Annotated in this window: 18 protein-coding genes; 10 read left to right on the forward strand and 8 right to left on the reverse strand. The window is 68.1% G+C overall.

The window, feature by feature from the left end; translation table 11 throughout:
- The first annotated feature begins 64 nt into the window (after positions 1–64).
- Both ACE3UA_RS07230 and ACE3UA_RS07235 read left to right on the forward strand, forming a co-directional pair.
- Entirely contained in the window at positions 65–664 is a 600-nt protein-coding gene (locus tag ACE3UA_RS07230) for a TRAP transporter small permease subunit (protein ID WP_374643752.1), read from the forward strand.
- Positions 664–2,511 carry a TRAP transporter large permease subunit gene (locus ACE3UA_RS07235; RefSeq protein WP_374643753.1) on the forward strand — a complete coding sequence of 616 codons (1,848 nt, stop codon included), beginning with the start codon at positions 664–666 and terminating at the stop codon, positions 2,509–2,511. Before ACE3UA_RS07230 ends, ACE3UA_RS07235 begins: the two co-directional genes overlap by 1 nt.
- Positions 2,512–2,564: 53 nt before the next feature.
- Here the strand turns inward: ACE3UA_RS07235 and ACE3UA_RS07240 are convergent, their stop codons facing one another.
- Positions 2,565–3,671, reverse strand: coding sequence for a TRAP transporter substrate-binding protein (locus ACE3UA_RS07240; RefSeq protein WP_374643754.1), 1,107 nt, complete (start codon positions 3,669–3,671; stop codon positions 2,565–2,567).
- Between the two features lie 173 nt (positions 3,672–3,844).
- On the reverse strand, positions 3,845–4,447 hold the full coding sequence (gene gstA / locus ACE3UA_RS07245; RefSeq protein ID WP_374643755.1) for a glutathione transferase GstA: 603 nt from the start codon (positions 4,445–4,447) through the stop codon (positions 3,845–3,847).
- A 383-nt stretch (positions 4,448–4,830) separates the two neighbouring features.
- Between gstA and ACE3UA_RS07250 the strand changes: the two genes are divergently transcribed.
- The 3 genes from ACE3UA_RS07250 to ilvN all read left to right on the forward strand — a co-directional run bounded on the left by ACE3UA_RS07250 (position 4,831) and on the right by ilvN (position 8,439).
- On the forward strand, positions 4,831–6,576 hold the full coding sequence (locus tag ACE3UA_RS07250; protein ID WP_374643756.1) for an acetolactate synthase 3 large subunit: 1,746 nt from the start codon (positions 4,831–4,833) through the stop codon (positions 6,574–6,576).
- Positions 6,576–7,811, forward strand: coding sequence for a glycosyltransferase family 87 protein (locus ACE3UA_RS07255; protein ID WP_374643757.1), 1,236 nt, complete (start codon positions 6,576–6,578; stop codon positions 7,809–7,811). The genes ACE3UA_RS07250 and ACE3UA_RS07255 overlap by 1 nt, the downstream gene beginning before the upstream one ends.
- A gap of 67 nt (positions 7,812–7,878) precedes the next feature.
- A complete protein-coding gene (gene ilvN / locus ACE3UA_RS07260; protein ID WP_374643758.1) occupies positions 7,879–8,439 on the forward strand; it encodes an acetolactate synthase small subunit in 561 nt (186 codons plus the stop codon).
- Positions 8,440–8,581: 142 nt separating this feature from the next.
- Here ilvN and ACE3UA_RS07265 read toward each other — a convergent pair whose 3' ends face one another.
- The 4 genes from ACE3UA_RS07265 to ACE3UA_RS07280 form a co-directional block, all read right to left on the reverse strand.
- A complete protein-coding gene (locus ACE3UA_RS07265; RefSeq protein WP_374643759.1) occupies positions 8,582–9,736 on the reverse strand; it encodes a class I SAM-dependent methyltransferase in 1,155 nt (384 codons plus the stop codon).
- Between the two features lie 110 nt (positions 9,737–9,846).
- Positions 9,847–10,617 carry an enoyl-CoA hydratase-related protein gene (locus ACE3UA_RS07270; protein ID WP_374643760.1) on the reverse strand — a complete coding sequence of 257 codons (771 nt, stop codon included), beginning with the start codon at positions 10,615–10,617 and terminating at the stop codon, positions 9,847–9,849.
- Positions 10,618–10,682: 65 nt separating this feature from the next.
- On the reverse strand, positions 10,683–11,159 hold the full coding sequence (locus ACE3UA_RS07275; RefSeq protein WP_374643761.1) for a cytochrome c-type biogenesis protein CcmH: 477 nt from the start codon (positions 11,157–11,159) through the stop codon (positions 10,683–10,685).
- Entirely contained in the window at positions 11,156–13,126 is a 1,971-nt protein-coding gene (locus ACE3UA_RS07280) for a heme lyase CcmF/NrfE family subunit (protein WP_374643762.1), read from the reverse strand. The genes ACE3UA_RS07275 and ACE3UA_RS07280 overlap by 4 nt, the downstream gene beginning before the upstream one ends.
- A gap of 181 nt (positions 13,127–13,307) precedes the next feature.
- On the opposite strand from ACE3UA_RS07280, the gene rocF reads away from it, so the two are divergent.
- Positions 13,308–14,231, forward strand: a complete 924-nt coding sequence (gene rocF, locus ACE3UA_RS07285) for an arginase (protein WP_374643763.1) — start codon at positions 13,308–13,310, stop codon at positions 14,229–14,231.
- A 67-nt stretch (positions 14,232–14,298) separates the two neighbouring features.
- Here the strand turns inward: rocF and ACE3UA_RS07290 are convergent, their stop codons facing one another.
- The gene (locus tag ACE3UA_RS07290) at positions 14,299–15,333 is read right to left on the reverse strand and encodes a lysine-2,3-aminomutase-like protein (RefSeq protein WP_374643764.1); all 1,035 of its coding nucleotides are present in this window, start codon (positions 15,331–15,333) and stop codon (positions 14,299–14,301) included.
- A gap of 124 nt (positions 15,334–15,457) precedes the next feature.
- Positions 15,458–15,727: an usg protein gene (locus tag ACE3UA_RS07295; protein WP_197642947.1), complete on the reverse strand. Its 270-nt coding sequence runs from the start codon at positions 15,725–15,727 to the stop codon at positions 15,458–15,460.
- 191 nt (positions 15,728–15,918) lie between these two features.
- Here ACE3UA_RS07295 and gyrA point away from each other — a divergent pair, with 191 nt between their 5' ends.
- From gyrA to gluQRS, 4 genes are read left to right on the forward strand one after another with little or no spacing between them, the layout of a single operon-like run.
- Positions 15,919–18,648 (forward strand): DNA gyrase subunit A, encoded by a 2,730-nt coding sequence (gyrA, locus tag ACE3UA_RS07300; RefSeq protein WP_374643765.1) that lies wholly within the window; start codon positions 15,919–15,921, stop codon positions 18,646–18,648.
- Positions 18,635–18,943: a hypothetical protein gene (locus tag ACE3UA_RS07305; protein WP_374643766.1), complete on the forward strand. Its 309-nt coding sequence runs from the start codon at positions 18,635–18,637 to the stop codon at positions 18,941–18,943. The genes gyrA and ACE3UA_RS07305 overlap by 14 nt, the downstream gene beginning before the upstream one ends.
- 53 nt (positions 18,944–18,996) lie before the next feature.
- Positions 18,997–20,325, forward strand: coding sequence for a methylenetetrahydrofolate--tRNA-(uracil(54)-C(5))-methyltransferase (FADH(2)-oxidizing) TrmFO (gene trmFO / locus ACE3UA_RS07310; RefSeq protein ID WP_374643767.1), 1,329 nt, complete (start codon positions 18,997–18,999; stop codon positions 20,323–20,325).
- Positions 20,313–21,233 carry a tRNA glutamyl-Q(34) synthetase GluQRS gene (gluQRS, locus tag ACE3UA_RS07315; RefSeq protein WP_374643768.1) on the forward strand — a complete coding sequence of 307 codons (921 nt, stop codon included), beginning with the start codon at positions 20,313–20,315 and terminating at the stop codon, positions 21,231–21,233. The genes trmFO and gluQRS overlap by 13 nt, the downstream gene beginning before the upstream one ends.
- The last annotated feature ends 5 nt before the right edge of the window (positions 21,234–21,238 follow it).

A 21,238-nucleotide genomic window follows, 5' to 3' on the forward strand; every position in this document is an offset into this window, starting at 1 on the left:
AACCGGCTGGTGACGTGATCGCAGGCCCGCAGCAGACGGGCGACAACAGGGGAGGGACCAGCCAATGCAGGTTTTGCTTGGCCTCGCGCGCGGCATCGACCGCGTGAGCGGATTCGTCGGCAGATTCGTGATGTGGCTCATCTTCGTCGCGGTGATCGTCAGCGCGGGCAACGCCATCGTGCGCAAGGCTGCGAACTGGTCGTCGAACTCGCTGCTGGAGCTGCAATGGTATCTCTTCGGCGCCGCCTTCATGGGGGCCGCCGCCTATACGCTGCAACAGAACGAGCATATCCGCATCGACATCTTCTACGGCAGCCGCTCGCGCCGGACCCAGCACTGGATCGACCTTTTCGGCCATCTCCTGTTCACCCTGCCCTTCGTCGTCCTCATGGCCTGGATGCTGGTGCCCTATGCCTGGCAGGCCTTCCGCATCGGCCAGGTCTCGAACAATGCCGGGGGCCTCTTGATCTGGCCGGCGCGGGCGATGCTGGCGGCGGGGTTCATCCTGCTGATCGCGCAGGTCCTGTCCGAGATCGTCAAGAAGATCGCCGTGATGCGGGGCCTGATCGAGGACCCCCACCCCTTCGTCTCGGCGCATGAGGCGGCCGAGCTGGAGGGAGAGCACCTGGCCCGCAGCGTGGCCGAATCGGGAGACGCGCGCTGATGCTGGAATTCATCGCCATCAACATGGCGCCGATCATGTTCGGCAGCCTGATCGTCTTCCTGCTGCTGGGCTATCCGGTCGCCTTCTCGCTGGCGGCGAACGGCCTTCTGTTCTTCGCCATCGGCGTCTGGCTGGCCCCCTGGTCCGAAGGCACGATCACGCTGGACTGGCCGCTGCTCTTCACCATGCCGGCCCGGCTCTGGGGCATCATGTCGAACGAGACATTGCTCGCCATCCCCTTCTTCACCTTCATGGGCATCATCCTGGAACGATCCGGCATGGCCGAGGACCTGCTGGACACCGTGGGCCAGCTTTTCGGCCCGGTCCGGGGCGGCCTCGCCTATGCGGTGGTGATCGTCGGCGCGCTCCTGGCGGCCACGACCGGCGTCGTCGCGGCCAGCGTGATCGCGATGGGGCTGATCTCGCTGCCGATCATGCTGCGCTACGGCTATGACCGGCGCGTGGCCAGCGGCGTCATCGCGGCCTCGGGCACGCTGGCGCAGATCATTCCGCCCAGCCTGGTGCTGATCGTGCTGGCCGACCAGCTGGGCCGGTCGGTCGGCGACATGTATGCCGGCGCGCTGATCCCCGGGCTGGTGCTGACCGGGCTCTACATGCTCTACATCTTCGCGATCTCGCTCTGGCGGCCGCATTGGGTGCCCGCGCTCCCGCCCGAGGCGCGGACCCTGGGCCACGGCGTCGTCTCGCTTTTCGTCGCGCTCGCGCTCTGCATGGCGATCGGCTATGGCGCCCATGTCGCGCTCTACCCGTCGCAGGGGCCGAATGCCGACATCCTGGGGGCCTCGGTCGGGGTGATCGTCATCTATCTCTGGGCGATCCTGGACAAGGCCACCGGCATGAACCTCTTGTCCAACCTCGCCCGGCAGGTGATCATCGTGCTGATCCCGCCGCTGGCGCTGATCTTCCTTGTCCTCGGGACGATCTTCCTCGGCATCGCCACCCCGACCGAGGGCGGGGCGATGGGCGCGCTCGGCGCCATGGTGCTGGCGGCGATGAAGAAGCGCCTCAGCCTCACCGTCATCCGCTCGGCGCTGGAATCGACCACCCGGCTGTCCGCCTTCGTCATCTTCATCCTGATCGGCGCGCGGGTCTTCTCGCTGACCTTCTACGGCGTGAACGGCCATGTCTGGGTCGAGCATCTGCTGGTCGGCCTGCCGGGCGGGCAGACGGGCTTTCTGGTCATCGTCTCGGTGCTGGTGTTCCTCCTGGCCTTCTTCCTCGACTTCTTCGAACTGGCCTTCATCATCGTCCCGCTGCTGGTCGCGCCCGCCGTGGCGCTGGACATCGACCTGATCTGGTTCGGGGTGATCCTTGCGGTCAACATGCAGACCTCGTTCATGCATCCGCCCTTCGGCTTCGCGCTGTTCTTCCTGCGCTCGGTCGCGCCGCGCGGGCCCTATACCGACAAGGTCACCGGCGCGCGGCTGGCGGGGGTGACGACCGGGCAGATCTACTGGGGGGCGACGCCCTTCGTGGTGATCCAGGTGGTGATGATCGGCATCACCATCGCCTTCCCCGGAATGGTCATGCATTACAAGGGCGAGGTGGTGGACCCCGCCACGATCGAGATCAAGCTCCCCGGCATCGCCCCCCTCGCCCCGGCCGGGGCACCCTCGCCGGGCGGCCCGACCCTCGGCACCCCGAACTTCGGCGCCCCCGCGACCGGAGAGGGCACGCCCCCCGCCGCGCCGCAGCCCGGCCTCGGCGGTCCGACGCTTGGCACCCCGAACTTCGGCGCCCCAGCGACCGGCGAGGGCGCAACCCCCGCCCTGCCGCAGCCGGACCTCGGGGCACCGAAACTCGGCGCTCCGGTCATCAACCCCTGAACGCAGAACGGCCCCGGATCGCTCCGGGGCCGTTCCCGATCCCGCAAGCGGGATTAGAGCTTGCCGGCCTGCTGCTGCGCCATCATGAACACGTCATAGTTGTATTCGGCGATCTGGGCGTTCAGATAGGCGTCCTTGCGGAAGGCCACCTGGCTGTCCCAGATCTTCTTGAACGCCGGATTGCTGGCGCTGACCTCGGCATAGGTCGCCGCCGCCGCGTCGAAGGCGGCCGAGAGCACGTCCTGCGGCAGGGGCCGCAGCTGCGCGCCATTGGCGACCAGGTTCTTCAGCGCGGTCGGGTTCTTCCAGTCATAGCTGGCCAGCATGTCGGTATTGGCCACCACGCAACCCGCCCTCAGCACCGCTTGATAGGACTTCGGCAATTCGTTCCACTTGTCCAGGTTGACCATGGTGGCGATGGCCGGGCCGCCCTCCCACCAGCCGGGGTAGTAGTAATAGGGCGCGACCTTCTGGAAGCCCAGCTTCTCGTCGTCATAGGGGCCGACCCATTCGGCGGCGTCGATCGTGCCCTTCTCCAGGCTGGGATAGATGTCGCCGCCGGCGATCTGCTGCGGCACCACGCCCAGCTTCTCGATCACCTTGCCGGCGAAACCGCCGATCCGCATCTTCAGCCCCTGCATGTCGGCAAGCGAGTTGATCTCCTTGCGATACCAGCCGGCCATCTGCACCCCGGTATTGCCGGCCGGGAAGGCGATCAGGTTCTGGGTGGCGTAGAACTCGTTCATCATGTCCACGCCGCCGCCATAGTAGAACCAGGCGTTCATCATCCGCGCGTTCAGCCCGAAGGGCACCGCCGCGCCAAGCGCATAGGTCGGGTCCTTGCCCCAATAGTAATAGGGCACGGTATGGCAGGCCTCGACCGTGCCGCCGGCGACGGCATCCGCCGCCTCCAGGCCCGGCACCAGCTCGCCCGCCGGGAAGATCTGCAGCGTGAAGCGGCCGTCCGTCATCTCCGACACATAGCGCGCCATCGTGTCCGCCGCGCCGAAGATCGTGTCCAGCGACTTGGGGAAGGACGAGGTGACCCGCCAGGTCACCGTGGGGGCCTCCTGCGCAAGGGCGGGCGCGGCCAGTCCGGCGGCTGCCGATGCGGCCACGCCGCCGACAGTCGCCCTGGTCAGAAATGAACGTCGATCCATTCGGGTCTCCTCCATGTGATGCACGATGCGCCGCCCCGGCCGACAGGTCCCGGCGGCGCCCCGGACGAAAGCCTAGACAAGCTTTCCACGGATGAGAACCCGAAACTGCCAGGTGACGCAGGGTCACCCGAAGGGAAGCCGGGGCCCGGCACGCGGGCCCCGCGCCGGCGGGATCAGACCAGCCCCTCGGCCTGCATCGCCTTCCGCACCGCCGGGCGCGCCGCGACCCTCTCGCGCAGGGCGACGACATGCGGGAATTTCGTCAGGTCATGCCCGACGATCTGCGACCAGTTGGTCACGGTGAAGAGATAGGCATCGGCCGGGGTATAGTCCTTGCCCGCGATCCAGGGGCCGCGCCGGGCAAGCCGGTCCTCGACCACCTTCAGCCGCGCGTCGACCAGCGCATACTGCTTTTCCTTCGCCTCGCCCTCGATCCCGCCGAAGAAGGGGGAATAGCTCTTGTGCACCTCGGCCGCGACATAGTTCAGCGCCTCGGCCATCCGGGCGCGCTCCAGCGTGCCGGGGGCGGGCAGCCTGCCGGGGGCGGCGCTGTCCATGACATGCTGCATGATCGCCACGCCCTCGGTCAGCACCTCGCCATCCGCCAGCTCCAGCGCCGGCACCGCGCCGCGCGGGTTGATCGCTGCGAAATCCGCCCCGGTCTCGGTGCGCTTGGCGCGGATGTCCACCTTCTCGGCGGTGAAGGGCACACCGGCCTCGTTCAGGGTGATATGCGAGGCCAGCGAACAGGCGCCCGGCGAATAGTACAGCTTCATCCAGTCCTCCATGCCGCCCGGCAAGCTCCGGGCCATGGCAGCCAGATAGACCGCCCGCGCGCGCGTTTCACTTGCCGATCCGCGCGCAGGGCCCGTGCCTTTTTGCCGCAAGTTCGGAAAGTTGCGCCGCACGGCAATGCACCGCAACAAACGATCAAAATCCGGGGCCGCAAGCGACATTTTCGCATTGCAAATCCGGTTGACGCCCGGCATATCCGCGCCTAGTGTTCCGTCCGAACATGAAGGGATGGGCCAATGGCCGGGATTCTTCTCATCGTAGGAAGGAAGCGCATGGGCCGGTGACGGTTGACCATAGTGGTTCCCATGCGCCCCCGAAGGTAACTTCCGGGGGCTTTTTGTTGCGCCAAAGCGGAGAGACGGAAATGTCGAAGCAGATGACCGGAGCGAGGATGGTGATCCAGGCCCTGAAGGACCAGGGCGTCGAGGTCGTCTTCGGCTATCCCGGCGGCGCGGTGCTTCCGATCTATGACGAGATCTTCCAGCAGAACGACATCCGCCATGTCCTCGTGCGCCACGAACAGGGCGCGGTCCACATGGCCGAGGGCTATGCCCGCTCCACCGGCAAGCCCGGCGTGGCGCTGGTGACCTCTGGCCCGGGTGCCACCAATGCCGTCACCGGCCTGACCGACGCGCTGATGGACTCGATCCCGGTCGTGGTGCTGACCGGCCAGGTCCCGACCTTCATGATCGGCACCGACGGCTTCCAGGAGGCTGATACGGTGGGCATCACCCGGCCCTGCACCAAGATGAACTGGCTGGTGAAGGATACGGCGAAGCTGGCGGAAACCATCCACCAGGCCTTCCACGTCGCCACCCATGGCCGCCCCGGCCCGGTGCTGATCGACATCCCCAAGGACGTGCAATTCGCCACCGCCGATTATGTCGCGGCGGAAAAGGCGAAGATCGGCCATTACCAGCCCCGCACCGAGGGCGACCCCGACCAGATCGCCCGCCTGGTCGAGATGATGGAGAATGCCGAGCGTCCGATCCTCTATACCGGCGGCGGCGTGATCAACTCCGGCCCCCGCGCCAGCGCGCTGCTGCGCGAACTCGCGGCCGAGACCGGCTTTCCGGTGACCTCCACCCTGATGGGTCTCGGCTCCTACCCCGCCTCCGGCAAGAACTGGCTGGGGATGCTGGGGATGCACGGGCTTTACGAGGCCAACCTCGCCATGCACGGCTGCGACCTGATGATCAACATCGGCGCGCGCTTCGACGATCGGATCACCGGCCGGGTCAAGGACTTCTCGCCCCGGTCGAAGAAGGCGCATATCGACATCGACCCCTCCTCGATCAACAAGGTGATCCATGTCGACGTGCCGATCGTCGGCGACGTGACCAAGGTGCTCGAGGAACTGCTGCGCCAGTGGCGCGCGCGCGGCGCGCGGACCGAGAAGGCCGGCCTCGCGAAATGGTGGAAGCAGATCGACGAATGGCGCGCGGTCAAGTGCCTGAGCTACAAGAACTCCACCAGCACGATCAAGCCGCAATACGCGCTGGAGCGGCTGGAGGCCCTGACCAAGGGCATGGACCGCTACATCACGACGGAAGTGGGCCAGCACCAGATGTGGGCCGCGCAGTTCCTGGGCTTCGAGGACCCGAACCGCTGGATGACCTCGGGCGGGCTGGGGACGATGGGCTATGGCCTGCCCGCCTCGATCGGCGTGCAGATCGCCCATCCCGAGGCGCTGGTGATCAACGTCGCCGGTGAGGCGTCCTGGCTGATGAACATGCAGGAAATGGGCACCGCGATGCAGTTCCGCGCCCCGGTCAAGCAGTTCATCCTGAACAACGAACGCCTGGGCATGGTCCGCCAGTGGCAGGAGCTTCTGCATGGCGAACGCTATTCCTCCTCCTGGTCGGAATCGCTGCCCGATTTCGTCAAGCTGGCCGAGGCCTTCGGCTGCAAGGGCATCAAGGTCGACCATCCCGGGGACCTCGACGACGCGATCATGGAGATGATCCGCTACGACGGCCCGGTGATCTTCGACTGCCTGGTGGAAAAGCACGAGAACTGCTTCCCGATGATCCCGTCGGGCAAGCCGCACAACGAGATGCTGCTCTCCGCCGATGCCGAGGCCTTCCGCTCGGGTGCGGTCCTCGTCTGATGCAGGACCTGCCGTCCCGTCTTGCCGCAGACGCCCGGATCCTGGCGCTGCAAGGCCGGCTCCTCTGGCTGGTCGTGCTGGCGGGTGTGACGGTGACCGTCCTTTTTACCCAGACGATCCTGCAGGTCTCGTTCATCCTGACCGCCGAGCCTGCAACCGAGGCGATCAAGGTGGACTTCCGGGTGTTCTGGGCGGCCGCGCAGCTTGCCCTCCAGGGCGAGCCCCTGGCCGCCTTCGACACCGCACGCCTGGGCGATATCCACAAGGTCGACCCCGGGGCCTTCATGCCCTGGCTCTACCCGCCGGGCTACCTTGTCGCGCTGATGCCCTTCGGGGCGCTGTCCTTTTCCACCGGCTTTCTGGTCTTTACCCTGCTTTCGGTCCTGCTCATGGGTCTTGCCACGCGCAGTCTCTCGGCCGGATCGGTCCCCGTGTGGCTGGCGATGACGCTCGCCCCGGCCTATGTGCCGACGCTGATCATCGGACAGAACAATCTGATCTGGCTCGCGGGCCTGCTGGCCGCACTGGCGGCTCTGCGCGACGGGCGCTGGGCGCTGGCCGGAATCTTCATCGGCTGCCTGACGCTGAAGCCGCAACTCGGCCTCCTCCTGCCCGTGGCGCTGCTGGCTGCGGGCCTCTGGCGCAGCATCCTGGTTGCGATCATCACCGCGGCGATCCTGGCTCTCGTGCCCACATTGATGTTCGGCCCGGAATACTGGCCGCTCCTGGCCGAACGCCTTTCCCTGATGGGGAAAAGCCTGATCCACTCGCTTCCCGACCTGTTTCTGATGGTCGGACCCATGTATCTGATGTCCCTCCTCGGCCTTGAGGCCGAAACCGCGTTGCGCCTGCAATGGGGGATCGTCGGGCTGGCCGCAGCCTGCGTGGCATTCCTCTGGCGCTCGGACCGATATGGCTTCGATGCGCGCGTGGCCGGGCTGATGCTCGCCATGCTCCTCTCCGCGCCCTACCTGTGGTATTATGAGGCCGCGATGATGGCCCCGATCGGGCTTTTCATGACCCGCGCCGGCATCCTGGGCCGTACGCCGCTCCAGCTTGGCCTCCTTCTCTGCCTCTGGCTCGGCGGCCTCCTCCTGGCGCTGAACGCCTTCCTGGATTTCGCAGACGGCCGGATGTTGGGCGCGATCCTGATCACTCCGGTCCTGACCACCAGCCTGATCCTCGTCCTCATCCACCCTTTCGCCGCCCGGCGCAGCCAAATGGTGGTGGCCTGATGCGCGCCGCCCCCTCTCCCCGCGAAACCGGCACCTCGCCACATTCGCCCGCCAACGGAAACGAACCATGTCAGCACTGAACATCAAGAAGGGCTCGACCAGCCATTCCGCCTATGACCTCCGCTCGGCCCTGAGCGAGGTCGAGGAATCCCATACCCTCGCCGTGATCGTCGAGAACGAACCCGGCGTCCTGGCCCGGGTGATCGGCCTGTTCTCGGGCCGCGGCTACAACATCGACAGCCTGACCGTGGCCGAGGTCGACCATACCGGCCACCGCAGCCGCATCACCATCGTGACCCGCGGCACCCCGGCCGTGATCGACCAGATCGAGGCGCAGCTCAGCCGCATGGTCCCGGTCTATGCCGTCCACGACCTCACCGCCGAAGGCCCTTCGGTGCAGCGCGAACTGGCGCTGGTCAAGGTCCAGGGCCGGGGCGAACACCGGATCGAGGCCCTGCGCCTGGCCGAGATCTTCCGCGCCAATGTGGTGGATTCGACGCTGGAGAGCTTCGTCTTCGAGATGACCGGCACGCCGGACAAGATCGACGCCTTCGCCGAGCTGATGCGCCCGCTCGGCCTGGCGGAAATCGCCCGCACCGGCGTCGCGGCCCTGTCGCGCGGGATCTGACGCGCAAGGGGGTGAATCCCCCACCGGGAAGCTGCGCCAGTGCCGGATCCGGGTGCGAGGTCGGATGCCTCCGGCGGGAGTATTTGCGAAAAGAGCAAGCAGCGGACGTGCAGGGTGGGCGATCCGCCCGCCTTCCCCGCCCCTAGCTGTTGCGCGCGGCGTAAAGATAGTCCCGCGTCCCCGGCACGGTCAGGCGGCCCTTGGCCAGTTGCAGCTGGTGGATCACCAGATGCGCCTCGGAAAAGGCCAGTTCCGCCGATTGCAGGTAATAGCGCCACATGCGGATGAAGCGTTCGTCATGCAGCTGGCGCACCCGGTCGATGTTGCGGTCGAAGCGGTCCAGCCAGCCCTGCAACGTCCGCTCGTAATGCCCGCGCCAGACCTCGAGGTCGGACAGGATCATCCCCGACCGCTCCACCGCCCGCATCGCCTCGGAGATGGCCGGGCAATAGGCGCCGGGGAAGATGTACTTGTTGAACCAGGGCGAGATCGTGTCGGGCGGCGACCAGCGCCCGATGTAATGGATCAGCGCCACGCCTTCGGGGGTCAGGATATCCGCGACCTTGCGGAAATAGGTGCCGAGATGCGGCAGGCCCACATGCTCCATCATGCCCACCGAGACCACGCGGTCGAAACTCTCGGTCACCGCCCGGTAGTCCTGCAAGCGGAACTCGACCTGCCCCTCCAGCCCCGCCTCGCGCGCGCGGCGCCGCGCCTCGGCCAGCTGCACCTCGGAGAGCGTGATCCCCACCACCTCGGCCCCGGTGTCGCGCGCCAGCGTCAGCGCCAGCGTGCCGAAGCCGCAGCCGATGTCCAGGACCCGCATCCCCGGCCGCAGCAGAAGCTTGCCCGCGATATGCTCGATCTTCGCCGCCTGCGCCTCGTCCAGGCTCATCTCGGGCCGGCGGAAATAGGCGCAGGTGTATTGCCGCGTCGGGCCGAGGAACAGGCCGTAAAGCTCGTCCGAGATGTCGTAGTGATGCGCCACATTGCGCCGCGCGACGCCCATGTGGTTCCACAGCGTCCAGGACCGCACCCGCCGGGCCAGCCTGCCCAGGGCCGCGACGGGCCAGGGCACCTGCCGCCCCCGCGCATTGCGCAGCGCGAAGGTGATGAAGCTGCGGATGTCGTTGTCCGCAATCGTCAGGCGGCCGTCCATATAGGCCTCGCCCATGGCGAGATCCGGGTTGCGGAAGAAGCGGCGCGGCAGGGTCGGGTCATGCAGCACCACCTCCACTTCCGGCGGGCCGCCGGGGCCGATCGCATGGGTCGTGCCATCCGCCAGCGTCAGACGCAACCGCCCGGTCCGAACCCCCGCACGCAAGAACGCAACCAGCAGCCGGTCCCACATCGCCGCCCCTCCGGATGACCCGGAGCCATCAACGCGCCGGGGACCGCGCCGGTTCCCTATCGCCCGCGAAAATCCGGCGCGCGCTTTTCCAGAAAGGCCGCGACCCCCTCGCGGAAATCCTCGCTCGCGCCGCAAAGGCCCTGCAACCGCGCCTCCAGCGCCAGCTGAACCTCCAGCGGCTGGTCGAAGGACCCGCGCAGCGCCTGCTTCAGCGCGGCATAGGCGCCCGTCGGTCCCTGGGCCAGCTTGGCCGCCCGCGCCGCCACCACCTGCGCGAACTGCGCGTCCGGCACCGCCTCCCAGATCATCCCCCAGGCCTCGGCCTGCCGCGCGCCGATGGGCTCGGCCAGAAGCGCCGCCCCCATCGCGCGCTGGAGCCCGATCCGGCGCGGCAGGAACGAGGTGCCGCCCGCATCCGGGATCAGCCCGATCCGGGCGAAAGCCTGGATGAAGACCGCGCTTTCCGCCGCGATCACCAGGTCGCAGGCCAGCGCCAGATTGGCCCCCGCCCCCGCCGCCGCCCCGTTCACCGCCGCGATCACCGGGACCGGAGCCTCGGTGATCGCGCGGATCATCGGCACATATTCCCCGTTCAGCGTCGCCTCGAACCCGGCCTCGTCCAGCCCTCCGGCATCCGTCAGGTCCTGGCCCGAGCAGAAGGCCCGCCCCGCCCCGGTCAGCACGATCACCCGCGCCGCATGGCCCGCCCGCAGCGCCGCCGTCAGCTCGGCCCGCAGCGGCCGGTTCAGCGCGTTCATCACCTCGGGCCGGTTCAGCGTGATCCGGCAGATGCCGCCCTCCGTTTCCACCCTGACCAGATCGCCCATGCCGTCCTCCCCGCTGCCCGGCCACTCTAGCCGGGCGAGGGGTCAAGCCAAGCCGGAACGCCGCGTCACTTCTTCAGGATTTCCTTCAGCCGCGCCTCGTCCGCCTCCGAGAGCGCCGCCTCGGGCACCATGCGCCGCCGCCGCCCCGAGGCGACCGCGACGCCCACGCCCACCAGCAGAAGCGCCGGCCCCGCCAGCCAGAGGATCAGGTTCGACCCGGTGGCGCGCGGCTTGAACAGCACCCCCTCGCCATAGCGGGCGACGATGTAGTCCACGGCCTCCTCATCCGTGTCCCCGGCCACCAGCCGCTCGCGGATGATGATGCGCAGGTCGCGGCTGATCGGGGCATTGCTGTCGTCGATCGTCTCGCCCTGGCAGACCGGGCAGCGGATGTCGCGGCTGATCTCGCGGGCGCGGGCCTCCAGCACCGGATCGGCCAGCATCTCGTCGGGCTGCACCGCCGCGACCGGGGTCGCCAAAAGCAGCAGCGCCAGCACATAGGGCGGGCAATCCGCCCACCGTCCCCACCACCGCCGGCTCATTCCGCGGGCACCCCGGCCGGGACGCGCCGCGCGCCGGCGGCGACGCGGTAGCGCCGGTCGCTCAGGCTCAGCACGCCCCCCAGCGCCATGATGATCGCCCCGCCCCACAGCCAGTTGGCGAAGGGCTCGATATAGCTGCGCACCGCCCAGCCGCCCGAGGCCTGGCGGTCCCCCAGCACCAGATAGATGTCGCGCAGGAAGCCGTAGTCGATCGCCGCCTCGGTCGTCGGCATCGCCGCCACCGGATAGACCCGCTTTTCGGGCGACAGCACCGCCACCACGGCGCCGTTCCGCGTGACCGTCATCCGCCCCATGGTCGAGACATAGTTCGGCCCCTCGACCTCGTGCACCTCGTCCAGCCGCACCTCGTAGCGGCCCAGCGGATAGGTCTCGCCCAGCTGCACCACGCGGATGTCCTCGACCTTCCAGGACAGCATCGCCGCCACCGCAAAGATGGTGATGCCCAGCCCGCCATGCGCCAGGACCCGGCCCCAATCCGCGCGCGGCAGCCGCGCAAGCCGCGCTAGCCGCGCGCCAAAGCCCTCGCGCCCGGTCCGCGCCCAAAGGTCGGTCAGCGCGCCAAGGACCACCCAGGCCCCCAGCATCAGCCCCACCGGCCCCAGCGCCGAGCGCCCGGTCTGCATCGCGAAGGCCAGCGCCCCCAGCGCCAGCGCCAGCAGCAGGGCCGGGATCAGCCCGCGCAGCGTCCGCCCCAGCGCGCCGCGCTTCCAGGCCAGCATCGCGCCGACCGGCAGGATCAGCGCCAGGCCGACCATGAAGGGGGTGAAGGCCGCGTTGAAGAAGGGCTCGCCCACGCTCACCGCGCGCCCCAGCGCCAGTTCGGCGACCAGGGGCCAGATCGTGCCGACGAAGACCACGAAGGCCGCGACGGTCAGGAGGATGTTGTTGGCCACCAGCGCGGTCTCTCGGCTGACCATGGCGAAGACGCCCCTGGCCTCCATCACCCCGGCGCGGGCCGCGAACAGGACCAGCGCGCCGCCGGTGAAGAAGGCCAGGATCATCAGGATGAACACCCCGCGCTCGGGATCGTTGGCGAAGGCATGGACCGAGGTGATCACCCCCGAGCGCACGATGAAGGTGCCAATCAGCGAGAAGCCGAAGGCCAGGATCGCCAGCAGGATCGTCCAGGCCTTCAGGCTCTCGCGCTTTTCCACCACGATGGAACTGTGCAACAGCGCGGCGGCCAGCAGCCAGGGCATGAAGCTCGCGTTCTCGACCGGGTCCCAGAACCAGAACCCGCCCCAGCCCAGCTCATAATAGGCCCACCAGGATCCCAGCGCGATGCCGATGGTCAGGAAGATCCAGGCCGCCAGCGTCCAGGGCCGCACCCAGCGCCCCCAGGCCGCATCGACCCGCCCCTCGATCAGCGCGGCCACGGCAAAGCTGAAGGCCATGCTCAGCCCGACATAGCCGAGGTAGAGGAACGGCGGATGGAAGGCGAGGCCCGGATCCTGCAGAAGCGGGTTCAGGTCCTGCCCGTTCATCGGCGGCACCTCCACGCGCCAGAACGGGTTCGAGGTCAGCAGCAGGAAGGCCAGGAACGCCACCCCGATCAGCCCCTGCACCGCCAGCACCCGCGCCTTCAGCCGCGTCGGCAGCCCCTGCCCGAACAGCGCCACCGCCGCGCCATAGACCGCCAGGATCAGCACCCAGAGCAGGAGCGAACCCTCATGGTTCCCCCAGACCCCGGCCACCTTGTACAGCATCGGCTTCAGCGTATGCGAGTTGTTCACCACCACGATCAGCGAGAAATCCGAGACCACGAAGGCCCAGGTCAGCGCCCCGAAGGAGGCCGCGACCAGCACCGCCTGCACCAGCGCCGCAGGCTCCGCCAGCGCCATCAGCCGCGCATCGCCGCGCTGCGCGCCCCATAGCGGCAGCGTGGCCTGCACCAGCGCCACCATCAGCGCCAGGATCAGCGCAAAATGCCCAAGCTCGACGATCATCGCGCCCCCTTTGTTGTCCCCATGATAGGGCTTTGCCCCGCCGGGGGAAATCCCCTGCGCCCTTCCGCCGCGCAGAAGCGGCGATCTGCCGAAACCTTGCCCCCCGCGCCGCCGTATTGCCGGTTGCCATGCGCGCCCCCGCCCCCTTACACCTGACGGGACCAGGCGACCGGAGACCCCCATGCCCAAGACCATCCTCATCGGCGCACCGATCGACAGCGGCCAGCAGCGCCCCGGCTGCCTGATGGGCCCCGCCGCCTACCGCGTCGCCGGCCTCGCCCGCGAGATCGCGGCCGAGGGCCACGGGGTCGAGGACTGGGGCGACCTGACGCTCCCGCCGCTGCGCGAGGTCGCCTGCGCCAATGCGGCCGTCCATTCGCTGGCCGAGACCGTCGGCTGGACCGAGATCCTGATGGACCGGGTCGACGACGCGCTTTCCGAGGGCGGCTTTCCCATCGTCATGGGCGGCGACCATTCCCTCGCGCTCGGCTCCGCCGCCGGCGCCGCCGCCTTCGCCCATCGCCAGGACCGGCCGCTGTTCCTCTTGTGGCTCGACGCCCATTCCGACTTCCACACGCCCCTGACCACGACCTCCGGCAACCTGCACGGCACGCCGCTCGCCTATATCAACGGCCGCGACGGTTTCGACGCGCTGCCGCCCTTCCCGGCCCCGGTGCCCGCGCACCGGATCTGCATGTTCGGCATCCGCTCGGTCGACCCGGCCGAACAGGCCGCGATGCAGGAGCGCGACATCCAGGTCAACGACATGCGGGTGATCGACGAACGCGGCCTCGTCGCGCCCTTGCGCGAATTCCTCGACGCGGTCCGGCGCGAGGCCGGGATGCTGCACGTCTCGCTCGACGTCGATTTCCTCGACCCGTCGATCGCCCCCGCCGTCGGCACCACCGTCCCCGGCGGCGCCACCTTCCGCGAGGCGCATCTGGTGATGGAGCTTCTGCACGAGAGCGGCCTCGTCACCTCGCTGGACCTGGTGGAGCTGAACCCCTTCCTCGACGACCGCGGCATGACGGCAAGGCTGATGGTCGATCTCGTGGGCAGCCTCATGGGCAAGAAGGTCTTCGACCGCCCGACCCGCGCGAAGTGAACGGAATTCGAACGAATTCCGTCACGATTTCCGTTCGGAAATCGCACTCGCGCCGGCCCGCGCCGTCTCACAGATCCCGGTAACGATGCTCGACCCCCTGCGGGTCCGTCACCACCCAGCCCTCGCCCTCGGCCCGCAGATAGCCCGGCCCCACCGGCACCTTGCCATGCCCGCCGGGAATATCCAGCACATAGAGGGGCTGCGCGATCCCGGTCAGCCGCCCGCGCAAGGCCGCCATGATCGCCTGCCCTTCCGCCAGCGTCAGGCGGAAATGCCCGGTCCCCTTCGCCAGGTCCGGGTGATGCAGGTAATAGGGCTTCACCCGATTGCGGATCAGCTTGCGGAACAGCCGCTCCAGCGTGTCGGGATCCGCATTCACCCCCCGCAACAGCACCGTCTGCGACAGCAGCGGCACCCCCGCGCGGTTGAGCCGCCGCAAGGCTTCCGACGCCGCCGGAGTGATCTCGTCCGCATGGTTCGCATGCAGCACGAGCCAGACCGGCAGCGCCCGGTCCAGCGCCGCGACCAGCGCCCCGGTCACCTTCCCGGGCGCCACCACCGGCACCCTGGTGTGGAACCGCACCGATTCCAGGCTCTCCACCGCCTCCAGCCGGTCCAGCATCGCCGCCAGCCGCCGCGCCGACAGGACCAGCGGATCGCCCCCGGTGAAGATCACCTCGCGCACCGCCGGATGGCTGCGCAGATAATCCACCACCCGGTCGAACTCGGCCTCGGCCAAGGTGCCCGTCTCGCCCACCGTCTCACGGCGAAAGCAGAAGCGGCAATAGACCTCGCAGGTCTGGGTCGCATGCAGGATCGCCCGGTCGGGATAGCGATGCGTCAGCCCCGGCACCGGCCGGTGCGCATCGTCGCCGATCGGATCGGCCAGTTCCTCGGGCCGCAGCGCAAGCTCGCGCGGGTCCGGCACGAACTGCGCCCGCACGCCCTGCGACGCCACCCCGGCCATCGCCGGCGTGATCCGTACCCGGAACTCCGCCGCCACCGCCTCCAGCGCGTCGCGGTCGCCCGGCGCGACCAGACCTTCCTGTTCCAGCGCATCGACGCTGGTCAGGGCCGCAGGTATCGGGTCGGGGCGTTTCATGCGCCACGGCCCTATCCAAAGCCACCGTGCCGCGCAAGGCACGGGCGTCATCATGGGCGATATCGCCCCCCTTGCCCTTGCCCGACCCGTCCGTGCCCGGCCGGCGGGACCGCCCGCCGCCCGGTCAGTGAATCCGGAACTCGCCCACCACGTTCCGCCACTCGCCCGGAGCGATCAGCTTGCGGTGGGTGAAGCGCACCGAATGCAGTGGCCCCTCGATCCTTTCCTGCCAGAACTCGATGAAGCGGAACAGCTCCGGATAGTCCGGCGCCAGATCATACTCCTGCCAGATGAAGCTGTTGAGAACATTGCGATAATCCGGCATCCGATAGTAAAGCTCGGCCGTGGTCAGCCCGTATCCCTTCAGCATCAGCTCCGTCTCGCGCCCCGCCATGCCTGCCCCCTTTCTGGTTGCGCATGGGGGAATCATGCCAGCTATGGCTTAAAAATCAATGAAAACCGATATTTGGCACTCTGCCCTCATGGCTGCCAACCCGGGGCGCCCCCGCCATTGCACCCAACAGCTTGGATGGTGTATCTTCCCGCCTGCTACATCTTGTTCCTGCACGGAAGGCGCGCGCCCTCATGGCCGATATCCCGGAAGATACTGACAAAAAAGAAGAAAACCCGGAGCGCCCCGTCCACCACGGCCCCCAGGTCGACATCGCGGCCGAGATGAGGACCGCCTATCTCGACTATGCGATGAGCGTGATCGTCTCGCGCGCCATTCCCGACCTGCGCGACGGGCTGAAGCCCGTCCACCGCCGCATCCTTTTCGCGATGCACGAATCCGGCAACACGCATGACAAGCCCTACCGCAAGTCGGCCCGGCCCGTCGGCGACACGATGGGGAAATACCACCCGCACGGCGACTTGGCGATCTATGACGCGCTGGTGCGGATGGCGCAGCCCTTCTCCATGTCGCTGCCGCTTCTCGACGGCCAGGGCAACTTCGGCAGCATGGACGGCGACAGCGCGGCCGCCATGCGCTACACCGAGGTGCGGATGGACAAGCCCGCCGCCTTCCTCCTGTCGGACATCGACAAGGAGACGGTGGACTTCCAGGACAACTACGACGGCAAGGACCAGGAGCCGACCGTCCTGCCCGCCCGCTTTCCCAACATGCTGGTCAACGGCGCGGGCGGCATCGCGGTCGGCATGGCCACCAATATCCCGCCGCACAACCTGGGCGAGGTGATCGACGGCACCCTCGCGCTGATCGAGAATCCCGACATCTCCATGGAACAGCTGATGGAGATCATCCCCGCCCCCGACTTCCCGACCGGCGGCGTGATCCTCGGCCGCTCGGGCGCGCGCAAGGCCTATCTCGAGGGGCGCGGCTCCGTCATCATCCGCTCGAAAACCCATATCGAGGAGTTGCGCAAGGACCGCTGGGCCATCGTCATCGACGAGGTGCCCTATCAGGTCAACAAGGCCACGATGATCGAGAAGATCGCCGAACTGGTCCGCGACAAGCGCATCGAGGGCATCGCCGGCATCGCCGATGAAAGCGACCGGATCGGCATCCGCGTCGTGATCGAACTGAAACGCGACGCGACCCCGGATGTGGTGCTGAACCAGCTCTTCCGCTTCTCGACCATGCAGGTTTCGTTCGGCTGCAACATGCTGGCGCTGAACGGCGGCCGCCCCGAACAGCTGACGCTTCGCGATTTCCTAAGCCATTTCATCACCTTCCGCGAGGAAGTTGTCGCGCGCCGCACCGCCTATGAACTGCGCAAGGCGCGCGAGCGCAGCCATATCCTCTGCGGCCTCGCCGTCGCGGTCTCCAACGTCGACGAGGTGGTCGCCACCATCCGCGCCTCCGCCGACCCGGCCGAGGCGCGCGACAGGCTGATGACCCGGCGCTGGCCCGCGCATGACATCGCCGCCTATATCCGGCTGATCGACGACCCCTCGCACAAGATCAACGAGGACGGCACCTACAACCTCTCCGAGGCCCAGGCCCGCGCGATCCTCGATCTGCGCCTGCAGCGCCTGACCGCGATGGGCGTCAAGGAAGTCACCGACGAGCTGGAGGAATTGGCGCGGAAGATCAAGGACTTCCTCGACATTCTTTCCTCTCGCGACCGGATCATGGCGATCATCTCCGACGAGTTGCGCGAGGTGAAGGCGCTCTTCGCCGTCCCCCGCCGCACCGAGATCGCCGACTGGTCCGGCGACATGGAGGACGAGGACCTGATCGAGCGCGAGGACATGGTCGTCACCATCACCTCCGGCGGCTACATCAAGCGCACCCCCCTCGCCGAATTCCGCAGCCAGAACCGGGGCGGCAAGGGCCTCGCCTCGATGCAGACCAAGGACGATGACGTGGTCACCACGCTTTTCGTCGCGAATACGCATACTTGGCTGCTGTTCTTCACCACCGACGGCATGGTCTACAAGCTCAAGACCTGGCGCCTGCCGCTGGCGGGGCGCACCGCCAAGGGCAAGGCGCTGGTCAACATCCTGCCGATCGAGACCGGGATCTCCATCGCCGCGCTGATGCCCGTCGACGTGGCCGAGGAGGACTGGGGCAACCTGCAGATCGTCTTCGCGACCTCTGACGGCGATGTCCGCCAGAATGACCTCAGCGACTTCACCAACGTCAAGCGCAACGGCAAGATCGCGATGAACCTGCCCGAGGGCATCACCCTGGTGAACGCCGCCATCGCCGACGACCAGGACGACATCATGCTGGTGACCGAGGCCGGCCGCGCCATCCGCTTCTCCACCACCGAGATCCGCGTCTTCAAGTCGCGCGGATCGACCGGCGTCCGGGGCATCCGGCTGGCGGAGGGCGACCATGTGGTCAGCATGTCGATCATCCGCCACTTCGAGGCCACCCCCGAGGAACGCGAGGCCTATCTGAAACAGCGCCGCCTGATGGCCGGCGTCACCGAGGAGGAGACCGACGACGAAGAGGAAACCGTCGCCGCCGGCCAGCTTTCCCCCGAACGCTACGCCCAGATGTCCGCGGCCGAGGACCTGATCCTCACCGTCACCAAGGGCGGCTCGGGCAAGCTCTCCTCCAGCCACGACTACCCCGTCCGGGGTCGCGGCGGCATGGGCGTCAAGGCGATCTCCCCCGGCCCGCGCGGCGGCCGGATCATCGCCTCCTTCCCGGTCGACCTGGCCGACCAGATCATGCTCGCCACCTCCACCGGCCAGTCGATCCGCACCCCGGTGGAACAGGTCTCCTTCCGCTCGCGCAGCGCGGGCGGGGTCAAGGTCTTCGCCATCGGCGCGGAGGAGGAGGTGGTCTCGGTCGCCCGCGTCGCCGACCAGGGCCCCGACACCGGCAATGACGAGGCTTGAGGCCCGGCTCGCGGCCCTCGCGGCCGCGGGCGAGACCATCGCCTATGGCGCCCTCGCACGCGACCTCGGCCTCAGGATGGCTGACCTCACCCGCGACCTCGAGGCCCTGATGGAGGCAGACGCCGCCGCCGGAAGACCCTTCCGCGCCGCCCTCCTGCGCCAGCGCCTGTCGCCCGAGGGCCTCCCCGCCCCCGGCTTCTTCCTCAAGGCCGCCGCGCTCGGCCGACCGATGGAGGCGGCCGACATTCCCGCCGAACGCCGGGCCCTTCTCCGGTTCCCGAATACCCCGGGGTGAAGGGGCAGCGCCCCTTCTTGCAACGCCTGACCCGCAAAGCTACATCCGCCGGCATGGAACAGCTTCACATCATCGGCGGCGGCATGGCAGGCTCCGAGGCCGCCTGGGCCGCCGCCAACCTCGGCGTCCCCGTCGTCCTGCACGAGATGCGGCCGCAGGTCGCCACCTTCGCGCACCGCACCGGCGATTTTGCCGAGATGGTCTGCTCGAACTCCTTCCGCTCCGACGACCATGAGCGCAACGCCGTGGGCCTGATCCATTGGGAGATGCGGCAAGCGGGCAGCTTGGTCATGGAAATGGCCCACCGGCATCGCCTCCCGGCCGGCGGCGCCCTCGCCGTCGACCGCGACCCCTTCGCCCGATCCGTCACCGAGCGTCTGAAGTCGCATCCGCTGATTTCCACGTCTTACGAAGAGGTTACAGAGCTTCCCTCATCCGGCCACTGGATCATCGCCACCGGCCCCCTGACCAGCCCGGCGCTGGCCGAAGCGATCCGCGCCGCGACCGGGGCCGAGGCGCTGGCCTTCTTCGACGCCATCGCCCCCATCGTCTATACCGAAAGCATCGACATGTCGGTCGCCTGGCTGCAAAGCCGCTACGACAAGGGCGAGACCGAGGACGAACAGAAGGCCTACATCAACTGCCCGATGACCCGCGAGCAGTACGAGGCCTTCATCGACGCCCTTCTCGCGGCCGAGAAGACCGAGTTCCACGCAGGCGAGACGGCGGGCTATTTCGACGGCTGCCTGCCGATCGAGGTCATGGCCGAACGCGGCCGCGAGACGCTGCGCCACGGCCCGATGAAGCCCGTCGGCCTGACCAATACGCACCGGCCCGAGGTCAAGCCCTATGCCGTGGTCCAGCTTCGCCGCGACAACAAGCTTGGCACGCTGCACAATATCGTCGGCTTCCAGACCAAGATGAAATACGGCGCGCAAACCGCTGTTTTCAAGCTGATTCCGGGGCTGGAGAACGCCAGCTTCGCCCGCCTCGGCGGCATCCACCGCAACACCTTCATCAACTCGCCCACGCTCTTGGACGACCGGATGCGGCTGAAATCGCGTCCGCATCTCCGCTTCGCCGGCCAGATCACCGGGGTCGAGGGCTATGTCGAATCCGCCGCCATGGGCCTCCTTGCCGGCCGCATGGCCGCCGCCGAACTCCTTGGCCGCGACCTTCCCCCGCCGCCGCCCGAAACCGCGATGGGCGCGCTGGTGACCCATATCACCGGCGGGGCCGAGGCCAGGACCTTCCAGCCGATGAACGTGAACTTCGGCCTCTTTCCCCCGATCGACGCCAGGGGCGGGCGGAAGGGGCGCAAGGACCGCTACAAGGCCTATACCGACCGGGGGAAGGAAGCCTTCACCGAATGGCTTTCGTAACCCGCTTCGCGCCCAGCCCGACCGGCCCGCTGCACCTCGGCCATGCCTTTTCCGCGATCCTCGCCCACGACATGGCCCGCGCCGCCGGCGGCCGCTTCCTGCTGCGGATGGAGGATACCGACCTCGACCGCTGCCGCCCGGAATACGACGCCCTGATCCAGGAGGACCTCGCCTGGCTCGGCCTGACCTGGGACGGAGCGATCCATCGCCAGTCCGAACATATCGCGTGGTATAACACCCGGCTTGAAGTCCTTGAGGATAAAGGACTTCTCTACCCCTGCTCCTGCAGCCGCGCCGACATCCGCGCGGCGCTTTCCGCCCCGCAGGAGGGCGTCGCCTTCGCCGTCTATCCCGGCACCTGTCGCGGGCGCGGCATGGCCAGCCGCCTGCCCGGCGACGCGCTCCGCCTGGACCTCGCCGCCGCGCTCGCGTTCCTTGCGGCGGAACCTCCCCCAGCCGGGCGCCTCCCTTCCCACGCGTGGGAGAGGGTTGGAGAGGGAGGGCCGCCCGACATCCCGCGCCTCGCCTTCGTCGAAACCGGCCCGGCCCATGCCGGCCGCCACATCCTGGACTCCGCGCGCGCGCTGCGGCAGATCGGCGACGTGGTCCTGTCCCGCAAGGGCGAGGATATCGTCGCCTATTTCCTCGCCTCGGCCTTCGACGATGCCGACCAGGGCGTCACCCATGTGATCCGGGGCGAGGACCTCTATGACTTCACCCCGGTCCAGGTGATCCTGCAGCACCTCCTCGGCCTGCCGACGCCCATCTACCACCACCACCGCCTGATCCGCGACGATCAGGGCAAGCGGCTGGCCAAGCGCGACGACGCCCGCGCCATCGCGAAATACCGCGCCGAGGGCGCAACCCCGGCCGACATCCGCCGCATGGTCGGATTGCCAGTTCCCTGACGGCC

It is taken from the genome of Tabrizicola sp., from assembly GCF_041919135.1.
Lineage (GTDB): Bacteria > Pseudomonadota > Alphaproteobacteria > Rhodobacterales > Rhodobacteraceae > Tabrizicola.